The 18,641-nt window shown below is 42.3% G+C and carries 18 protein-coding genes; 7 read left to right on the top strand and 11 right to left on the bottom strand.

Annotated features, from left to right (window positions below; translation table 11 throughout):
- The first annotated feature begins 5 nt into the window (after positions 1-5).
- The gene (locus AC4HCY_RS02880; protein ID WP_491095348.1) at positions 6-1,256 is read left to right on the top strand and encodes an ATP-binding protein; all 1,251 of its coding nucleotides are present in this window, start codon (positions 6-8) and stop codon (positions 1,254-1,256) included.
- Position 1,257: 1 nt separating this feature from the next.
- Here the strand turns inward: AC4HCY_RS02880 and AC4HCY_RS02875 are convergent, their stop codons facing one another.
- From AC4HCY_RS02875 to AC4HCY_RS02865, 3 genes are read right to left on the bottom strand one after another with little or no spacing between them, the layout of a single operon-like run.
- Entirely contained in the window at positions 1,258-1,608 is a 351-nt protein-coding gene (locus AC4HCY_RS02875; protein ID WP_323432879.1) for a GIY-YIG nuclease family protein, read from the bottom strand.
- Positions 1,608-1,910: a DUF2087 domain-containing protein gene (locus tag AC4HCY_RS02870; protein WP_323432880.1), complete on the bottom strand. Its 303-nt coding sequence runs from the start codon at positions 1,908-1,910 to the stop codon at positions 1,608-1,610. The genes AC4HCY_RS02875 and AC4HCY_RS02870 overlap by 1 nt, the downstream gene beginning before the upstream one ends.
- 3 nt (positions 1,911-1,913) lie before the next feature.
- Positions 1,914-2,393: a DUF6530 family protein gene (locus AC4HCY_RS02865; protein ID WP_491095347.1), complete on the bottom strand. Its 480-nt coding sequence runs from the start codon at positions 2,391-2,393 to the stop codon at positions 1,914-1,916.
- 300 nt (positions 2,394-2,693) lie between these two features.
- Here AC4HCY_RS02865 and AC4HCY_RS02860 point away from each other — a divergent pair, with 300 nt between their 5' ends.
- From AC4HCY_RS02860 to AC4HCY_RS02845, 4 genes are all read left to right on the top strand, one after another.
- Positions 2,694-3,344 carry a hypothetical protein gene (locus AC4HCY_RS02860; protein WP_491095346.1) on the top strand — a complete coding sequence of 217 codons (651 nt, stop codon included), beginning with the start codon at positions 2,694-2,696 and terminating at the stop codon, positions 3,342-3,344.
- A 257-nt stretch (positions 3,345-3,601) separates the two neighbouring features.
- Positions 3,602-4,666, top strand: a complete 1,065-nt coding sequence (locus AC4HCY_RS02855) for a sensor histidine kinase (protein ID WP_491095345.1) — start codon at positions 3,602-3,604, stop codon at positions 4,664-4,666.
- Positions 4,659-5,315 carry a response regulator transcription factor gene (locus tag AC4HCY_RS02850; protein ID WP_491095344.1) on the top strand — a complete coding sequence of 219 codons (657 nt, stop codon included), beginning with the start codon at positions 4,659-4,661 and terminating at the stop codon, positions 5,313-5,315. Before AC4HCY_RS02855 ends, AC4HCY_RS02850 begins: the two co-directional genes overlap by 8 nt.
- Positions 5,316-5,410: 95 nt before the next feature.
- On the top strand, positions 5,411-6,421 hold the full coding sequence (locus AC4HCY_RS02845; RefSeq protein ID WP_491095343.1) for a hypothetical protein: 1,011 nt from the start codon (positions 5,411-5,413) through the stop codon (positions 6,419-6,421).
- Between the two features lie 9 nt (positions 6,422-6,430).
- On the opposite strand, the gene AC4HCY_RS02840 is transcribed toward AC4HCY_RS02845, so the two are convergent.
- The 4 genes from AC4HCY_RS02840 to AC4HCY_RS02825 form a co-directional block, all read right to left on the bottom strand.
- Complete coding sequence (locus AC4HCY_RS02840; RefSeq protein ID WP_323432886.1) at positions 6,431-6,769, bottom strand: arsenate reductase family protein; 339 nt, start codon at positions 6,767-6,769, stop codon at positions 6,431-6,433.
- Between the two features lie 281 nt (positions 6,770-7,050).
- The gene (hflC, locus tag AC4HCY_RS02835; RefSeq protein ID WP_323432887.1) at positions 7,051-7,932 is read right to left on the bottom strand and encodes a protease modulator HflC; all 882 of its coding nucleotides are present in this window, start codon (positions 7,930-7,932) and stop codon (positions 7,051-7,053) included.
- Positions 7,929-8,927: an FtsH protease activity modulator HflK gene (hflK, locus tag AC4HCY_RS02830; protein WP_323432888.1), complete on the bottom strand. Its 999-nt coding sequence runs from the start codon at positions 8,925-8,927 to the stop codon at positions 7,929-7,931. The genes hflC and hflK overlap by 4 nt, the downstream gene beginning before the upstream one ends.
- 218 nt (positions 8,928-9,145) lie before the next feature.
- Positions 9,146-11,029, bottom strand: a complete 1,884-nt coding sequence (locus AC4HCY_RS02825) for an Eco57I restriction-modification methylase domain-containing protein (RefSeq protein WP_491095342.1) — start codon at positions 11,027-11,029, stop codon at positions 9,146-9,148.
- A 145-nt stretch (positions 11,030-11,174) separates the two neighbouring features.
- On the opposite strand from AC4HCY_RS02825, the gene AC4HCY_RS02820 reads away from it, so the two are divergent.
- Positions 11,175-12,197 carry a branched-chain amino acid aminotransferase gene (locus AC4HCY_RS02820; RefSeq protein ID WP_323432890.1) on the top strand — a complete coding sequence of 341 codons (1,023 nt, stop codon included), beginning with the start codon at positions 11,175-11,177 and terminating at the stop codon, positions 12,195-12,197.
- A gap of 302 nt (positions 12,198-12,499) precedes the next feature.
- Here the strand turns inward: AC4HCY_RS02820 and megL are convergent, their stop codons facing one another.
- The 3 genes from megL to AC4HCY_RS02805 all read right to left on the bottom strand — a co-directional run bounded on the left by megL (position 12,500) and on the right by AC4HCY_RS02805 (position 15,901).
- Positions 12,500-13,672: a methionine gamma-lyase gene (gene megL / locus AC4HCY_RS02815; protein ID WP_491096072.1), complete on the bottom strand. Its 1,173-nt coding sequence runs from the start codon at positions 13,670-13,672 to the stop codon at positions 12,500-12,502.
- Between the two features lie 137 nt (positions 13,673-13,809).
- Positions 13,810-15,672 (bottom strand): heavy metal translocating P-type ATPase, encoded by a 1,863-nt coding sequence (locus AC4HCY_RS02810; protein ID WP_491095341.1) that lies wholly within the window; start codon positions 15,670-15,672, stop codon positions 13,810-13,812.
- A 13-nt stretch (positions 15,673-15,685) separates the two neighbouring features.
- Positions 15,686-15,901 (bottom strand): heavy-metal-associated domain-containing protein, encoded by a 216-nt coding sequence (locus AC4HCY_RS02805; RefSeq protein WP_323433195.1) that lies wholly within the window; start codon positions 15,899-15,901, stop codon positions 15,686-15,688.
- Between the two features lie 186 nt (positions 15,902-16,087).
- Here AC4HCY_RS02805 and AC4HCY_RS02800 point away from each other — a divergent pair, with 186 nt between their 5' ends.
- Complete coding sequence (locus AC4HCY_RS02800; RefSeq protein WP_491095340.1) at positions 16,088-17,038, top strand: NAD(P)H-dependent flavin oxidoreductase; 951 nt, start codon at positions 16,088-16,090, stop codon at positions 17,036-17,038.
- Between the two features lie 13 nt (positions 17,039-17,051).
- Here AC4HCY_RS02800 and AC4HCY_RS02795 read toward each other — a convergent pair whose 3' ends face one another.
- Complete coding sequence (locus AC4HCY_RS02795; RefSeq protein ID WP_323431354.1) at positions 17,052-18,620, bottom strand: DEAD/DEAH box helicase; 1,569 nt, start codon at positions 18,618-18,620, stop codon at positions 17,052-17,054.
- Between the last annotated feature and the right edge of the window lie 21 nt (positions 18,621-18,641).

Below are 18,641 nucleotides of genomic sequence, written 5' to 3'. Positions count from 1 at the left end.
GTATTGTGAACGAACGCATAAACCGGCCGGAATACCTAAACCGTCTGATTGAATATAAAGACAAGGAAGTTGTGAAAATCATAACCGGGATACGCCGCTCCGGGAAATCTACTTTGCTCGACCTCTTTGAGGATTATTTACTGAACGAAGGCGTCCCGGAAAGCAATATTATTCACATGAATATGGAATCTCTACAACATGTTGACTTGCTTGACTATATGACTTTTTATGCTTATGTCAGCAAAAAAATCGTAAGGGGAGAAAAAAACTATCTGATCTTCGATGAGCTCCAGGCAGTGACCCATTGGGAGAAGGCAGTTGAATCCTTTCGAATCGACTTCGGATCGGACGTTGACATATACATTACCGGCTCAAATTCCTATCTCCTGTCATCGGAATTTTCAACCCTGCTCTCGGGGCGTTACGTTGAAATACGTGTATTGCCATTATCCTTCAAGGAGTTTCTGACCTTCTGCACTTTTGCCCCTGATGTGGCGATGGACGATAAATTTCAACGATATCTTCAGTTCGGCGGAATGCCGGTGCTGCGACAGTTTGACTTTAACGAGGCTCGAATCAATGAAGTCCTTGAGGGGATATATTCTACCATCATCCTGCGGGATGTCATGGAGCGCAATAAAGTAGTCGATCAGCATCTTTTGCACAAGCTTGTATTATTCCTGTGCAATAATATCGGCAGCATAACCTCTCCCAACAATATTGGAAATATTCTATCGGATGAAGGCGATATCAAAAGAGAAAAAAAGAAATCGGACAAAAGCATTGCCGGTAAGACTGTCGATAAATATATACAAATGCTTCGAAACGCTTTTATATTTTATCAGGCAGGGCGCTATGATGTAAAAGGCAAGCAGCTGCTAAAGACTCTGGAAAAAAATTATATCATCGATCTGGGCTTTCGCAATATGCTCCTTGGATATCGCGATGCGGACCGGGGGCATATGCTTGAAAATGTAGTTTACTTGGAACTCTTGCGCCGCGATTATCGAGTTTATATCGGCAAAGTAGGAGAAACCGAGGTCGATTTTGTAGCGCAAAAGCCAAATGAAAAGCTTTATATACAGGTTACGGAAACAATGTCCGGCGAAGAGGTCAGAGAGCGTGAACTGCGTCCATTGAGAATAATACGGGACAACTACGAAAAAATAGTATTGTCTATGGATAAAAGCTATATTTCTTCTTATGACGGTATTAAGTCGATCAATATCATAGATTTTTTGCTGCACAAGGTGTAAATTATTTTTTATAGAATTCCATGCCTTCTTTGGCCAGCTTTTCTTCCCAGATCATCTGCAGAAGGGCCAGATCGTCCTTATAATCGGTTTTGGTTTCGTCCTTATCATACTCAAGCTTTTCGGGTATCTCAATCACAAAATTATCTTCGCCAAACTCATTCCATTCCTTTTGCAGCTCCCTACAGGGGTGCATCCCTGATCCCAGACGGACTTTAGCACCATTTATAACCCCTTTCAGATCATGGGTTGCTTGGATATAGCACTTGTTATTTTCTTTACATCGAACCATAAATATGCCCATATCGGGCTTCATATTCTTATACCATTCCTTAAGCTCTTTTTTTCTATCCATCAGCTGTCACCCCCTTTTTCATCCTCTTTTGCGATCACCCAATACTCAGCTCCATTGGCAGTCCTTCCAAGAAATTTGTAATCTATAAGGGATCTTCTCAATATGAAATAATCTCCGAAGGTATGCCACGAATTGATGATACCGTTGACCTCTTTTTCATTATATATCCTGTTTTTTTCAAATTTGCCCGCCAGATATGCCAGGACGGCTGTCTTGGCCCTGCTGGACGCAGGCCATTGTTTTATCTTGCCGTCCTTATCTAAGAAAGCAGACATATTGACTTCTTTCCTGGTTTTGCTCATATATCAGTACCCCATTTCTTTCAGTATTCTTGATAATGTGCGCAATCTTTCGCCAATCAGCTCATCATCGCTTTCAAGGGCCTGCCTGAAAAGCTTTATATCCTCATCAATCTTTTCATTATCGGTGCACACGGCCACAGTCATAGCATCACCCTGCAAACCAACCCTGTCTATAACAGGTTTCTCAGGGTCATACAGCTTCTCATATCGATAAGCCTCTCTAAAGTGGAGCTTTGTCCTGCAAACAAGTATTGCCAGATCAAGCACTCTGTGCAGCGGCAATTCTTCAGACTGTCTCGACCACTTTTCTCCCGTGTACCTCCAAACCTTGGCCGAAATATCCACCTTGCCCCGGTCATTCCACTGGGCTAATCCCAAAGAAAGGCCTTTGGCATCTGTATTATATGCGTATCTGCCGTCAACATTCTCATAGTTTTCAGATACTATAACCGGTTTATGCTTCAAAGTAGTTGGTATCTTCATAAATTTTAACCTCCAATAGATATACTACAATTAGTAATTTAGTAAACTACTAATTGTAGTATATTACTGATTCTATTTTATGTCAACGTAAAAACATATAAAAACTAAAATTTGCCATTCTCATATATAGATATCTTCGAGATGTATTCATGCATGTTTAATCACCTGTACTTGCCTTTCATCCTTAATATCTTACCTCTTGTCCTGAAACTATTTACTTTTTCGCTCTTTCCCCATAATATAAGCTTAAAATAGTGTATCGTTTACAGTGTTAAACCTTTCCATAATGAGGGATTTTTTATGAAAAGAAAAGTTATTTGCCTGATCATTTTTACAATTTTTTTATTCGTTGCATGCAGCAATACAGAATCTGAAGAAAATAAAATCATAAATACAATCAAAGAGTTTGAACAAGCAGAATATGGATTTTATACACTGGCTATTAATTTTAGGACATATGAAAAAAGAATAGCACCTCTTATGCACTCGAGCTCAGGATATTTAGACAGCCAAAAGAAAAAAGATAAATTTTATATATATTCAAATGGCATACGCACGCTTGCAAATTATGTCTCCATGGAAGAAGTTTTAGATGCGGACGAAGGCAGGCTTATTGAGCTAAAAGATAAGTTTGATAAGCTGGTCAAAGAGGCAGGGTATCCGTCGGCAGAAATCGAGCCTCTGTACGCATCCAATGTTTATACGAGCAAGGATGGAAGCTCTAAATATGTTTATACAAAGCAAACAGCAGATTGGGGTTTAGATATGCCCTTGGAAAAATACAAAAAGTTTATTTTAAAGGAAGAAGGCAAACTATGGAAGATAAATATTATAATCGAAGATGTTATTTCCACAGATCCCGAAAGCAAACATAGAAAGTTAAGGGAAAAAGTCTTTACGGTTCATGAAGGCGAAAAGATAGAGTTTATAAATAAGATAGATATCTTTTAATAGGATGGCACAGATACCTTAAGCTGGTTTCTGTGCTTTTTTTATAGTGTTATAATGAGTATATGTAAAAGCTCAAGAAGTTGATAGATAAGTTGCAATAAATGCATTTGTAGTTTTAAAAAGACATATGCCGTCATTCTGAGCGTATGCGGAGAATCTTAGCCAGATTCTTCACCCACTTTGTTTCGTTCAGAATGACAGTTTTGTAAAATATTTACCGCAACTTATATGTGTGAAACTCTGGCAGGTGAAAAAAGGTGAATTTTAAAAAAAGCTTATACTTAACCAAATCCATTGCCGTGATACTGCTTTTTGCCATGGCATATATCAAGGAACATGCAGATGGGGCAAGAGCCATAGCTTTTATCGGGTTATTCATTTTGCTTTTAGCAGGACAATATATCAGAAGCAAAATGCTTATTAAAGAAAAAATTTATTTCTATTCCTTTTTGGCAGAAGCATTTCTCATATTTGCTCTTGAAAGCTTATCAAAATATGTCATAAACAATTACCTGCATATATTCTATATCTTCCTGATATTAGAGGCAGGTCTGGTGTTGGATAGAAGGAAGGCTCTTGGGATAAATATTTTTATCGCCGGAATCTCCCTTATAAAATATTTTTATAAATTTGACAACGAATTCTTATTTCAGCTATTGATATTGAGTTTTATCATAACCATCCTAAATTATGCATCAGCCCAGAAAGAGGCTGCCGTAAAAATCGAAGAGCTTTCAAAGGCAAATGAGCGGCTGAGGATAGGCAGGGAAATCCATGATTCCTTAGGCCACACCTTGACAGGATTGATCATGCAGCTTGAAATGGCATATCATGTCTTTGATACCGATAAAGACAAAAGCTATGGATTGCTGCGGGATTCCATAGGCAGCAGCAGAGAAGCATTGCGGCATACCAGGCAAGCCGTTGAAAAGCTAAGGAATGACAAGTACGATATAATAGAAATGATCAAGCGGTTTCAAGAACAAACGGTAGCAGTTATCGTCTTTAATGATCATGCAAACACTCCATTCTTTAAGGAGCAGTATAAAGGCCTTATATTCAGGCTTATTCAAGAGGCTTTGACCAATTCCATAAAGCACGGCAGAGCAAAAAATATATCAATAAACATTAATCAGGAGAAAGATCATATAAAGATTATGATAGAGGATGACGGATCGGGCGCTGAAAAAGTCATTGAAGGCTATGGGCTTAAAGGCATGAGGGAAAGGCTTGATGAATTGAACGGATATTTTGATTATGGAAGCAAAAATAAAGGTTTTTTCATAAAAGCCTTGATACCGGCAGGTGATATATATGAATAAAATCAAAGTATTGTTAGCGGATGATCAGGAAATATTTCTGGAGGGCCTGAGGATGTTTCTTAGCATCGATGACAGAATAGAGGTGGCGGGCTCTGCAAAGAACGGCAAAAGAGCTTATGAAATGTGCAAATGGCTCATGCCTGATGTAGTGCTTATGGATATCAAGATGCCTGAAATGGATGGAGTAGAGGCCGCAAGGCTTATAAAGAGGGACTTTCCCCATATAAAGGTATTGATATTGACAACCTTCAATGATGACGAATACATATTTGAAGCACTGCGGTATGGAGCCGACGGCTACATATTAAAGGATGCGGCTCCGGACTCCATCATCGAGGCTATAATAACCTTGCATAATGGCGGTGTCCTCATGGAGCCCACCGTAGCCGCAAAGGTAGCAAAAAAATTTGCCGATATGGCCAATGCTGGAACCGGCGTTGACAACTGCGGACAAATAAATCTATTGACCGGCAGAGAAAAGGAAATTGTGGTTCTGGTTTCCCGGGGCAAATCCAATCAGGAAATAGCCGATGAGCTGTTTTTGTCTTTGGGAACCGTAAAGAATCATCTTTCCAACATATTGAGCAAGCTTGGCTTGAGGGACAGGACTCAGCTTGCAATATTCGGAATAAAAAATAATATGACTTAAGTAACGGTTAAAGTATAAAAGATATATCTTTATGCATAGGATAAACGCTCTGCAATCAGCTATGATGTTATTAGAAAGTGCATGGAGGTGTTTTGATGAAAAAGTTAAGGATCGTATTGCCATTATTCTTGCTCGCCGTGTTGTTATTCGGCCTTGCAGCGTGTACAGGAGATGTTTTCGCAATATATAAACAAGCAAAAGAAAAAACAAGGTCGATAAAAACCGGCAAGCAAAAAGTTTGTTTGACCTTCAGCAATGAAGCGGATATGGGCAAGCTGGGATCGATATTAAAAAATGGGAAAAATCGCAGTCCGGAAGCGGCGATACTATATGAAACCCTAAATAAATTTAAGGATTTTAGGATTGAATATACAAAGCAGTATGATGTAATGCAGGATAAATATATAAGCGACGGCTATATCAGATTCAATATATATAATCTGGAGGGCAAGCTTTACAAGGATAAGGACAGTTATATCATTGAAAAGCTTCAGACCCCTAAATATGTACGCTTTACATCCCATGAACTCGCGGAGGAATTCTTTAAGCAATACGGCTTTGAAGGACAAAATCTTTCTTTTAATAATGATATAACTGCTGTGCTTGCTGATATTGCAGACGAGCATATCACGAGAGACAGCATGATGAGCAACGGAAGAAAAATCCTCAGCACACTGGAGGGAGATATCAAGGTCAAAGAGTTAAAGATCACTTTGGAGGGCGAGAGATTAAAAAACTTGAAAAATGAATTTCTGCATGCTCTAAGCCAAAACACCCTGGTTTTCAGCGAGCTGGATTCTGATAAAATTGCCGATAGAAGAATCAAGGAGATGCTCACCGCCGTTATAAGACCATTAGAGCCCTTGTCCATGGAATACACTGTCTTTATTGATGCCAATGGCTATATAATGGAAAAAAACATCAATTTGAAAAGCAAGCTTTATTATCCTGAAATTGATATGGAGGTTACCAAGACATGGAACTATAACAGCCAGTACTGGGATCTGAATAAGGAACAGGACATCCAGCCTCCAAAGGGCATAGATGCCGAAGGTACAATAGATGTTAAAACTTTTCTGGAGCTGATCAATAATATAAGTCTATGATTTAAATGATCACTCCCATGTTTGCCATACTTCCGGCTTATAACCTACTGTTGCCTGCTTACCGTTTCTTACTATAGGGGTATTATATAGTTCAGGATTGTTCAGGAGTATTTCTTCCCTGATGCTCCTATTGGTAATCTTATGCAAATTGAGCTTTTCATAGCTCTTGGCCTTTGTATTGAACAGATCGTTGAAGGGAACAGCTGAAGCTACGCTCTCAAGCTCTCTTTTGCTCAAGGCTTTAAGCTTTAAGTCGGCAAATTGAAATTTGATATTTCTCTCTTTAAAATATCTTTGCGCTTTTTTTGTATCAAAGCATTTATCTATTCCGAATATTTGTATGTTCATCTTTTTCATCCTTTTAAAAAGTTTTATCAATCATAAGTTTGATTCTACTGCAATAACCCTAATTTAATTTTGTCCCATGGCATCTTCTCTTACTCCTGCGGAGCAATTCACCTTAGTTGTGCTGACTGATAAAAGAGTGCGTTGTGAAGGGACTTAGAGTTTGTTAGTTTTGGCGCAACCCTATGCAAGAAGCTTACAAAGTCTTAGTCCCGGAGCCCTGTAATCGTTATCAGTTAGCACAACAAAACTGCTAAAGATGAGTTATTGCAGCAAAATCAATATTAATAACCTATTATATATTTGGCATATGGAGATTTGGACGGAATTATTATTACCGGCTCCCCGTTTAAGGTCGTCGTATACGAATCCAGGGTTAAATACAGCTCAAAGAAAGCCGAATCTTTCCCATAGGCTTCATTATATATGCGGGCAGCTTCCTTTTCACCCTCCGCAATGATCTCTTTTGCTTCACGATCTGCCCTTGCCAGCATTTCGCCTACTTCCCTGTCCGTTTCGGCTTTTATCTTTATCGCTTCCGCATCACCCTGGGATAAATATTCTTGAGCCTTGCTCTCCCTCTCAGATATCATTCTCGTATACACGGACTGCTCGTTAGTGGAAGGCAGATCCGCCCTTTTCATCTTGATGTCGACCAAATTGATTCCGTTGCCGTTTTGTTTTAAAATGTCATTTACCTTATTTTTAACTACCACATCAAAATCATCACGAGAGCTGCTTTCCAAATTCACTATCTGGTCAAAATTCAGCTTCCCCAATTCCGTACGGATATTCGAATATATTATATCTCCCAAACGGCTTTCAGCAGCTAATTGGGTGCGCAGGGTCTCGATCATCTTCTGCGGGTCTGTGATATTCCAGATCGCATAATAATCCACCATTATGCGTTTTTTATCCAGTGTATTTATTTCCGTAGGCGGCACATCATACAATAATGTGCATTTTGGAAGCCGTGAAATCGATTGAACAAAGGGCAGCTTCACATTTAAACCCGGAGCATCGATCACACTGACAATCTTGCCAAACTGCCGGACAACCGCATATTCACTGGGAATGGTTATATATAGACTGGTAAGTGCCGTAAAAAGGATCACCAAAACCAAAATAACGGGTATCGCCATCTTGCTTCCTTTTAATTTGATCATTGTTCAGCACCTCCTTTGCTATCTTTTATGACATCTATGGGCAGGTATTTTACAGTACCGGAGCCCTCATCCATGATATATATTTTGGCTTTAGGCAAAATCTTGTTTAATGTTTCTATTACAAGGCGCTGCTTTGTTACTTCCTTGTTTTTAATATACTCGGAATAAATAGCGTTAAAGGTCGCCACATCTCCCTTAGCTTTTTCTATCCTTTCTGTCTTAGCTCTCTCTGCATTGCTTATCAATGCTTCCTTCTGACCTTGAGCTGAGTTTACCCTTTCATTTTTATACCTGGTGGCTTCATTCACCTTAGTAATTTTATCTTCCCTGGCCGACGTGACCTTCTTGAATGCTGCGCTCACCTGCTCTGTAGGCAAATCCACGTCCTGCAAATTGACATTGACAATTCCGATGCCTATATCATAGCTGTCCACCAGGCGCGTCAACAAAGAACGCACATCGTTCATTATTTGTGCCCTGCCGTCGGTTAGGGCTTCATCAACCTTTGCGCTTCCTATTACTCCTCTTAATGCAGCAGATACCACATTGCGGAGGGTAAGGACCGGATCTTCATTGTTGTAGAAAAATTTGATAGGATCTGTCACACGCCATTGGACCTCAAAATCAACCAAAATAATATTTTCATCCCCTGTGATCATCTTGGCCTCGTTCATATAAACTGTTACATCATCCGGCTCAGCTGTGTTGTTGCGCCGTCTGGATACTTCCGGTGTAGCCTCGCTGTAGCCGAATGTCAGGGAAAAGGTTTCTCTTGAAATCTTTTTCACCGACTGTACAAAAGGCAGCTTAAACTTCAAGCCCGGTTCCAGAATTGCGGGATTTGGCTTACCCAGCGTGATCAAAACCGCATATTCCGTTTGATCCACAGTATAAAAACAGCTGAACAGCATTATAACCAATATAATGCCTATGGGCACCAAACCGACCCATTTCAGCTTGGTCCTGTCTACCTCTACCTTTAGATTCTTTAGCATAAAACATATCACCCCCAATTTTTATTGTGTCACGAGACATCATATAACCCTTCTGGTTTTCTCGTCGGCAAAGTTCTTGCCGTCTGTTATTTATATGCTACCAGAGGGCTTATTTATTTGCAATAATCACGAAGCACTCCACCATATGCATTTTATTCCTTTCTGCCTTGCATTGGCATCTGAAGGCCCTGCAGCCTTGTCATACTATCCATCTCTTTTCATATATAAAAATCTGATCCTATTCCAAAATAAGCTGACAGCATACCGTCTATCTCCTCTTCCAGAGCCTTTATTCTCTCCTCGGATGCACCATTTTGATGCAGCTCCAGAAGTTCCCCGCTCAAAGGCTCTATATCCTTGCAGTCTTCATAGTCAGGTATCTTGAGATCCATCACCGTGTTGGGATAATAGTCGTACATGCCGCTGCCCATCTTTTTAGCGAAAAGCTTGAAATAAAATTCATAAAGCCTTGAATTCAAGATTCCAATCAGGAAAGGAAGAGTATAGTTCTCCGCTCCATCCTTTAAAATGAAAGAATAGACATCCGCACTGCAGAAGCAGCCTGTTCTGTCCAATGCAAATCTGTTGCTTCCGCTCTTAAAGGGGTAGACTATTTTATCCCTGGTGAAAAGCTCGGGATTTCTCCCCCATTGAAGCTGATTCCATTGCCTGAAGCCTTTTCTGCATTCTCTCCTATTCTCCAGGCGTTCTCTGTATTTTTCTATATGCATTATGCTGTTCGGGTATTTAAGAGGCTCGTCTATCCAATCCGAATATATAAGCTTCAAATTGCTATTCCTGATCCTGTATCTTTCAACATGACTGTTTTTTATCCAGGGCCTCAAAAGCTCTTCTTCTATAGATAAAGCCTTTATCATAAGCTCATCCACTATAAAGGCCTTATCGCAGCCGGTTATTATGCCCTGGAAGCTTTCTGCTATGTCCCCAAGGCGCGTCTTGCAGCGGTTTTCCATCCTTTCCAGGATATCTCTTTTATCATCCGGGATCAAAATCCATCTATCCTCCAGGAGCTTATCCTGATCTACTGCAAATTTCTCAAAATCCCCGGAGTCTATGCCTTTTATTTTGCCCCCTTCATACTTCCATATCTCTGTCTCGTTATGCTCACCGCTCTCATTGGCAAGAAAAAATATGGCGGTTGCTACACCTATCCCCTGAAAGATATTTTCTCCATAAAAGTCTACTATTTGCATTATCCTGCTGTTTTTTTGCAGATAAGTCCTCAGCTTCCTTCCCGTAGGGCTTTCCATGAAATATCTGGAGGAAATAAAGGAGATGACGCATTTATCAACTCCGGCCTCTAAGGCCCTCTGATAGAAGCAGTAGGAAATATCGGATTTGTCCCGGAAAACCTCCTTATACTCATCCAGCAGCCATTTTTTATAGCCCATGGCCATCTCCTTATGCCCAACATATGGGGGATTGCCGATTATATAATCATACTTGTTTGACCAGAATATATTATTCCTAAGTATTTCTTCTGTCCTTTCCCGGCCTAAATATTCTATCTTGTCATCTCTTAAATTATGGACGCCATATATCAGCTTATACTCTTGAAGCTCGCGGCTTAGCTGCTCTTTATCATAATACTTCTCCCAACGTAAGAGGCTGTCGCAATATATTATATTCATTTCTCCAAAGTATTTTTTTCTGTCCTTGGCCATCAGGCTTGCCGAGCAGAGCCAGAGGGCTTCTTTGTCAATATCCGCACCGTATAAGCAATGCTTCAGGATATGATGATGCAGATTCTCTTCCTGCCAGTAGCTGCAGCCGTCAACAGCGTAAGTTGCGCCCTCCTTATTTATTTCATACATCTCAGCCTCATATTTCTCCCGCAATAGGGGGAGGGCTGCCCGGAACTTTGCTTTCAGCAAATCATAGGCCTTCAGCAGGAAAAATCCGCAGCCGCAGGCAGGGTCCAGGATTTTAATAAAAGGTTTTTGGATTAAGTCAGCACAGCCTAAGGTTTTCTCAAGCATAAAGTCGATTATATAGTCGGGGGTATAGTATTTGCCATGTGCCCTCTTCGTATCTCTTTCCATGGATTGCTGATATAGCCTGCCCAATTTGAAATCTTCCATAAGATCACCTGCCTTGCATTGTTGATTCCATTATACACTGATTGGCCGGGAATTTCCCAGATATATCTGATGAGCTTTTACAAATTCCTTTATCCGGAATAATAAGGTATAATACTATTAATAAGTTATGAAAGGAGTATGATCAATGGAAAAGATCATCGACATCGAATGGAGCAAGCTCGGTTTCAGCTATATAAAAACAGACTATCGCTATATATCCTATTGGAAAGATGGCAAATGGGATGAAGGAACATTGACACAAGACAACAGGCTTCATATAAGTGAAGCTTCCACAGCTCTTCATTACGGTCAGCAGTGCTTCGAAGGCCTTAAGGCTTATAGAACAAAGGATGGAAAAGTCCAGCTCTTCAGGCCTGACAGGAATGCGGCCAGAATGCAGGATAGCTGCAGAAGAATCATGATGCCTGAGTTTCCCATTGAAAGATTTGTTGACGCCTGCAAGCAGGTAGTAAAGGCTAACGAGATCTACGTTCCCCCTTATGGCAGCGGTGCGACTCTGTACCTGCGCCCCTTCTTAATCGGCGTTGGTGACAACCTGGGAGTCAGGCCCGCACCTGAGTTTATTTTCTCAGTATTTTGCTCTCCTGTAGGCCCATATTTCAAAGGCGGAATGAAGCCTGTAAACTTCTCGGTTTCCGATTATGACAGGGCAGCTCCCTACGGTACAGGAGCTGCAAAGGTAGGAGGAAACTATGCAGGAAGCCTTATGCCCCATGAAATGGCTGTAAAGAGCGGCTTTGCAGATTGCATATATCTTGATCCCGCTACTCATACAAAGATTGAGGAAGTAGGAGCAGCAAACTTTTTCGGCATTACTAAGGATAATAAGTTTGTAACACCAAAATCCCCGTCAATTCTCCCAAGCATCACTAAATATTCGTTGATGCAGGTAGCCAAAGATTATCTCGGCATGGAAGTTGAGGAAAGAGATGTCTATATTGATAAGCTTGATGAATTTGCTGAAGCAGGAGCTTGTGGCACAGCTGCGGTAATCACTCCCATAGGGGGCATAGAGTACAAGGGTAAGCTTCATGTGTTCTACAGCGAGACAGAGGTAGGTCCTGTTACCAAAAAGCTTTATGAGACCCTCTGCGGAATACAGGTGGGAGATATTACGGCTCCGGAAGGTTGGATAGCAGGAGTATAACGAGCGGATGCAACATAAGAGGAGACGTGAACCACTGAAAGACAGGGAATTTCTGACGAAAGAACAGTCCATGATTTTTTATTTAGCATCTTGATTTCTTAATGCTTTATATCTGTTATTCTAAGCCAAACAAAGTGAAGCGAAGAATCTGGATAAGATTCTTCGCTTCACTCAGAATGACGGCATACGCGTTTTTAGTCGCCAACAATAATAACTGTCATCAACTCTTCAGTGATTTTTGTGCTGTTTCAGTGACTTTTCGTGTTTGCCGTTCCCCATCGCATTCTAGATACTATGCCATCTTATAGGGTATCTAAAACAGCTTTCAAATCAGCTATGATGTCCTCCGGATTTTCCAGTCCCACCGATAGCCTTACTAGCCCGTCGCTTATGCCGCTGGCGGCCCTTTCCTCCGGCGAATAAGGCGAATGTGTCATTGAAGCGGGATGCTGGATCAATGTCTCTGCATCACCCAGGCTCACTGCCAGGGTACACAGCTTCACATTGTTCATCAGCTTCTTGCCTTCTTCCACTCCGCCCTTTATCTCAAAGGCTATCATGGCTCCCGGCAGCTTCATCTGCTTTTTCGCCAGCTCATATTGAGGAAAGCTTTTAAGTCCCGGATAGTATATCTTATCAACTGCTGGATGCTGCTCCAAGAACGCAGCTACCTTCATCGCATTTTCGCAATGTCTCTCCATCCTGATCTCCAGGGTTTTAATACCGCGGCATATCAGGTATGCTTCAAAGGGACCTAAAACGGAGCCGGTCATATCCTTCACTCCAAAGAGCCTTACCTGATCTATAAATTCCTTCTTGCCGGCCACTGCTCCGGCTATAACATCCCCATGGCCGTTCAGATATTTTGTGGCGGAATGCAGCACTACATCCGCACCAAGCTCAAGGGGTTTTTGAATATATGGTGTGCAATAGGTATTGTCTACGAATACCAGGCATCCTTCCGTTTCATGAGCTATTTTACTTATGGTTTCAACGTCGGCGATATCCATAGTCGGGTTTGCAGGTGATTCCAGATAAACAACTTTAGTATTTGGTCTCATGGCTTCCCGGACATTTTCCGGTTCATTGGTGTTTACAAAGGTGACCTGTACACCATAGCGGCTTATGCCATGGTTTAAGTATGCAAAGGTGCAGCCATATAGGGTCTCCGCCGCCACTATATGGTCTCCGGCCTTTAATGCGGTCCATAGAGCCGAGGTTATAGCTCCCATACCGGAAGACATTGACATGGCCGCTTCCGCGCCTTCCAAAAGCGCTATCTTTTCTTCCAATTCAGTGTTGTTTGGGTTGCCGAGTCTGGTATATATGTACCCGCCCTCTTCCAGGGCAAATCTTCTCCCTCCCTGTTCTGCCGTATCAAATGCAAAGGTTGAGGATTGATAAATTGGTGTAGCTAACGCTCCTGCTGCATTGTCTGCATGGCCTCCATGTATGGCTTTTGTTGCAAAGCCCATTTCTTTAAGGTTCAGCTTGCTCACTATGAATACCTCCTCAATGATTATGATCTAAATACATATTTCTACACATAAATGGATTTCCCTTCAAGTTTCTAGACAAAAAAGGGAAAAGAGCCCCTGCATGCAAGGGCGCTCTATAATTTGCCCAGTTCCTCTTTGCCGTATCCCAGGAGCCTTATGGCATTTATTATGACCAGCAGTACGGATACCTCGTGTATCAGCATGCCCGAGGATAAAAATACCATCTTCAGCAGAACTCCTGCGATCAGCGTTATGACCACTGCTATAGCAAAATAAATATTCTGCTTCATATTGATGACGGTGGCCCTGCTCAAGCCTATAGCATAAGAAAGCTTTTTCAGCTCAGCCGACATGAGCACCACGTCTGCGGTTTCCATAGCCACATCAGAACCTGCTCCGCCCATGGCAATCCCCAGATCTGCGGAGGCCAATGCCGGCGCATCATTGACACCGTCTCCAACCATTGCTGTGATTCCATACTCCTCCTGAAGCCTTTTCAGCATTTGAACCTTGCCCTCCGGCAGCAATTCTGCATAATAATCATCCAGATTCAGCTTCTTTGCTATGGCTGATGCAGCTCTCCTATTGTCTCCCGTGAGCATTACTATCCTCTTGATCCCCTTATCCTTAAGCTTTTTGATCAGCCTGTCGGCTCCCTCTCTGATATCATCAGATATGGATATCACACCTAATATCTTGCCCGGCTCTGCTGTTATGACTGCAGTCTGCCCCAGGGCCTCTTCTCCTCTTATATAGTCTTCAATTTCATCGGAAATATCTATGCTGTTTTCTTCCATCAGCTTCCGGTTTCCCACCAGGATTGTTCTTTCTTCTATCTTTGCTTTAAGGCCGTGACCGGCTATTATTTCCGAATCCTCAGGAGCGGGAAGATCATCGTTAAGTCTCCTGCTTGCTTCTTCCAGTATAGCTTTTGCCAGAGGATGCTCCGAATATCCTTCCGCAATGGCAGTTACCCTTAAGAGCCCCTCCTCTTCCCCCTCAAAGGCCTTTATTTTTGTGACCTTCGGCTTGCCAATGGTCAAAGTCCCCGTTTTGTCAAAGGCCAATACTTTTACAGTTCCCAGCTTCTCGATGATCTCTCCGCCCTTCATCAGCACGCCGTGCTTTGCTCCGTTGCCTATGCCTGCTACAATGGATACGGGTGTTGATATTACCAGGGCTCCGGGACAGGCTATGACCAATAGCGTAAGGGCCAACTCTATGTCTCTTGTGATCATAAATACCAATGCTGCCAAGACTATAATGCCGGGAGTATAATATTTGGAGAAAACCTCAAGAAATTTTTGGGTCTTTGCCTTTTTATCCTGAGCTTCCTCCACCATCTGAAGTATCCTTGAAAAGGTGGTATCCTCTCCCACTCTGTCCGCTTTCACCTTTATATATCCGGATTCTATGACTGTCCCGGAGAAAACCGTTTCATCCTCGCCTCTGCTCACGGGTATAGATTCTCCTGTTATGGCTGCCTGATTCACATAGGAGCTTCCTTCCACCACCGTGCCGTCTACAGGTATTTTTTCTCCCGGCCTTATTATCACTATCTCGCCCTTCATCACTTCCTCGGCAGGTATTTCTATTTCTGTCCCTTCTCTTATGACTTTAGCTGTATTAGGCGCCAAATCCAGCAGCGCTTTTATAGCGGATCTGGTCTTTTCCAGGGTTTTGCCTTCCAGGTATGCACCGAACATGAACAGGAAGGTAACTGCCGCCGCTTCCCAATATTCGCCTATTATGAGCGCTCCGGCAACTGCAAGGGTCACCAGGGCATCAATGCCTACTATTTTGAATCTGACAGCTCTGAAGGCATTCAGGGCTATAGGATATCCTGCAATCAAGGCAGCCATAATCATCAAAGCATCTTTCCAGACAGGATCAGAAATGAGATATTTGAGAGCAAAGGACAATAAGATCAGAAGTCCTGAAATCAAAACCCTCTGCCCTCTGCTTATCTTAATCATTGCAGGAGCACCTTTATTTCACGCCTAAGACATCAAAGCCCAGGGCTTCTATTGTCTTTTTTATTTCGCCTTCGCCTGCTGCTCCTTCATCGAAGGATACCTTAACCTTGCTGGAAGAAAAGAGTACCTCAACCTCATTTATGCCTTTTATCCTTTTTACCACCGCTTCTATTTTTGATGCGCAGCTTGGGCATGTCAACGTCTCCAATTGAAAGGTTTTATTAGTCATTTTTAATTCCTCCTTAATACTTTATGGTTTTATTATAAACAATTGGAAAAATAAAAACCGTAACAACTATTACGGTTTTAGCCTCAATTTTCACTCAGCCTGAAAAAATCAATTGTTGCCTTCCGCTTATCATGATATAATAGTATCAGCATATAGCACCAGGTGCTAAGAATAGGAGAAGAGCAGATGATTTTAAGGGAGTTAAAGATAGGCAATATTACCGTGTCCGTTCCTATAATCCAGGGTGGAATGGCCGTAAGAATATCTACAGCCCGCCTTGCAGCAGCAGTGGCAAATGAAGGTGGCATAGGCATCATAGCAGGCACGGGCATGAGCATGGATGAGCTCATAAGTGAAATACGCATGGCAAGAAAAATGACAAAGGGAGTAATAGGCGTCAATGTGCTGTTCGCAGTGAGAGAATTCGCAGACATGGTCAGAGCTGCCATGAAGGAAGGTATCGATCTTTTCATATCGGGAGCAGGTTTTTCCAGAGACATGTTTTCCTGGGGCAAGGAATATGATACTCCCGTAATCCCCATTGTTTCCTCCGCAAAGCTGGCCGCAATGGCGGAAAAGCTTGGAGCCGCCGCGGTAGTTGTTGAAGGCAAAGAAGCAGGCGGGCATCTGGGCACAGACAGGCCTATGAAAGAGATACTCCGGGAAGTTTGCAAAGAGGTAAAAATCCCTGTGATAGCCGCAGGAGGTATAATCGACGGAAAAGATATTGCCGGTGCAATAAAGCTTGGGGCCAGCGGAGTCCAAATGGGGACCCGTTTTGCCGCCAGCCAGGAATCCGCTGCTTCGAAGGAAATGAAGGATATGTATGTCAGGGCAAACAAGGAGGATGTGGTCCACATAAGCAGCCCTGTAGGTTTGCCCGGTCAATGCATAAGAAACGGGTTTTATAAGCGGATTGAAAGCGGAGCATCAAAAGGTACCCATGAGTGTTTTGCATGCCTTAAACGCTGCAACCATAATTTTTGCATAATGAAAGCTCTCCTCAACGCCTGCGACAGAGGCAACCCTGAGGAAGCCCTGATGTTTGCCGGAGAGCTTGTATATAAAATTAAGGAAATACTGCCTGTTAAGCAGATTTTCAAAAATTTGCTTAGCGAAGCAGCAGGGGTAGAATGATCTTCCCCTGCTTCTATCTTGGTCTGGATATTTCGATATTTACCCTTCTGCCCATCAGCCTCTTGCCTGAGCAATGCTTGATTATAGCCTTTGCAGCTTCCTCAGTAGCATTGACAAAGGTAAATTTCTCCATAATGTCTATATCCCCAATGTCTTCCTTGTCTGTGTCAGCCTGGTCGCTGAAGAACTGGAGCAAAGCTTTGGGATTTATTTTATCCATCCTGCCTATGCTCAAGAACAGTCTTACATAGCTGCTTGAAGAGCCTATAGAGTTTTCTGCGTAATTTGAACCCAGTTCTTTTTCAAGCACCATGCTTATTAAGGCCGCCGCCACATCGACCAGATTGTATTCCTCATCCAATTCTGTTGCCAAAGACACAAATCTCTTGTGTTCTTCCTTTTCTATGACTTCCTTAACTCTTGCTACGGCGCTCTTATACTTTGTGAGGAATATTTCATCGATGGAGGGGACTTCTTTTCTCCTGATCTTGCTTCTTGTTGCCTTCTCTATCTGCTTCAATATATAATATTCCCTGGAAGTCACCAGAGTATATGCGGTTCCTTCCCTGTTGGCCCTGCCGGTCCTGCCTATCCTGTGGACATAGGATTCCGTATCCTGAGGCAGATCATAATTTATTACATGAGATACATTCTCTACGTCAATCCCTCTTGCTGCTACATCTGTTGCCACCAAAAAATCCAAATTGCCTTCCTTGAACTTTCTCAAAGTGCTCATCCTTTGGCTCTGGCTCATATCTCCATGCATTCCCTCAGCATTATACCCCCTTACGTCCAATGCTTCCACCAGCTCATCTACGCCTTTTTTGGTTTTGCAAAATATAATAGCGCTTGAGGGTTCATCCACATCCAATATCCTGCACAGGGATTCAAACCTGTCTTTTTGCTTTACCTCATAATAGAACTGTGATACTGTCGCCACTGTCATGGCATTCTTCACTATGGAAATATGCTTCGTATCGTCAGACATATATTTTCTGGAAAGCTGCCTTATTTCATCGGGCATAGTGGCAGAAAAGAGCATGGTCTGCCTGTCCTTGCTGCAATTTTTTACAATTTCTTCAATATCGTCTATAAATCCCATATCCAACATTTCATCAGCTTCATCAAGGACCAAAAACTTTATGCGGCTGAGATCGATCACATTTCTGCCGATAAGGTCAAGAACTCTTCCCGGAGTTCCTACCACTATGTCTATGCCTCTCCTGAGCGCGCTTATCTGCCGATCTATGGGCTGGCCTCCGTATACCGGCAGCAGCTTTACCTTGGTAAATCTGGCGATGCGGTTCAGCTCATCATTTACCTGTATGGCAAGCTCTCTCGTAGGAGTGAGAATAATAGTATTTATCTTCCCTTCCGACCTGTCCAGCTTGTTCAAAATAGGCGCTCCAAAGGCTAAGGTTTTGCCTGTTCCCGTTTGAGCCTGACCTATCACATCAAAACCTTCCAAAACTATGGGTATTACCTCTTCCTGTATCTTTGACGGCTCTTCAAAGCCCATATCATCTATCGCCTTAAGTATCTTATCACTTAGTCCTAAATCGGCGAATTTCACATTTTTCATTAAATTCCTTCTTTCTAGTTT

It is taken from the genome of Lutispora sp. QWL-02 (genome assembly GCF_058315355.1).
This window is presented reverse-complemented; position numbering and strand designations above follow the sequence as displayed.

Excerpts from the sequence above, each read along its gene's own strand:
- AC4HCY_RS02875 (WP_323432879.1), bottom strand. The coding sequence starts at position 1,608 with ATGGATAGAAAAAAAGAGCTTAAGGAATGGTATAAGAATATGAAGCCC.
- AC4HCY_RS02870 (WP_323432880.1), bottom strand. The coding sequence starts at position 1,910 with ATGAGCAAAACCAGGAAAGAAGTCAATATGTCTGCTTTCTTAGATAAG.
- AC4HCY_RS02865 (WP_491095347.1), bottom strand. The coding sequence starts at position 2,393 with ATGAAGATACCAACTACTTTGAAGCATAAACCGGTTATAGTATCTGAA.
- AC4HCY_RS02860 (WP_491095346.1), top strand. The coding sequence starts at position 2,694 with ATGAAAAGAAAAGTTATTTGCCTGATCATTTTTACAATTTTTTTATTC.
- AC4HCY_RS02850 (WP_491095344.1), top strand. The coding sequence starts at position 4,659 with ATGAATAAAATCAAAGTATTGTTAGCGGATGATCAGGAAATATTTCTG.
- AC4HCY_RS02845 (WP_491095343.1), top strand. The coding sequence starts at position 5,411 with ATGAAAAAGTTAAGGATCGTATTGCCATTATTCTTGCTCGCCGTGTTG.
- AC4HCY_RS02840 (WP_323432886.1), bottom strand. The coding sequence starts at position 6,769 with ATGAACATACAAATATTCGGAATAGATAAATGCTTTGATACAAAAAAA.
- hflC (WP_323432887.1), bottom strand. The coding sequence starts at position 7,932 with ATGATCAAATTAAAAGGAAGCAAGATGGCGATACCCGTTATTTTGGTT.
- hflK (WP_323432888.1), bottom strand. The coding sequence starts at position 8,927 with ATGCTAAAGAATCTAAAGGTAGAGGTAGACAGGACCAAGCTGAAATGG.
- AC4HCY_RS02825 (WP_491095342.1), bottom strand. The coding sequence starts at position 11,029 with ATGGAAGATTTCAAATTGGGCAGGCTATATCAGCAATCCATGGAAAGA.
- AC4HCY_RS02820 (WP_323432890.1), top strand. The coding sequence starts at position 11,175 with ATGGAAAAGATCATCGACATCGAATGGAGCAAGCTCGGTTTCAGCTAT.
- megL (WP_491096072.1), bottom strand. The coding sequence starts at position 13,672 with ATGGGCTTTGCAACAAAAGCCATACATGGAGGCCATGCAGACAATGCA.
- AC4HCY_RS02810 (WP_491095341.1), bottom strand. The coding sequence starts at position 15,672 with ATGATTAAGATAAGCAGAGGGCAGAGGGTTTTGATTTCAGGACTTCTG.
- AC4HCY_RS02805 (WP_323433195.1), bottom strand. The coding sequence starts at position 15,901 with ATGACTAATAAAACCTTTCAATTGGAGACGTTGACATGCCCAAGCTGC.
- AC4HCY_RS02800 (WP_491095340.1), top strand. The coding sequence starts at position 16,088 with ATGATTTTAAGGGAGTTAAAGATAGGCAATATTACCGTGTCCGTTCCT.
- AC4HCY_RS02795 (WP_323431354.1), bottom strand. The coding sequence starts at position 18,620 with ATGAAAAATGTGAAATTCGCCGATTTAGGACTAAGTGATAAGATACTT.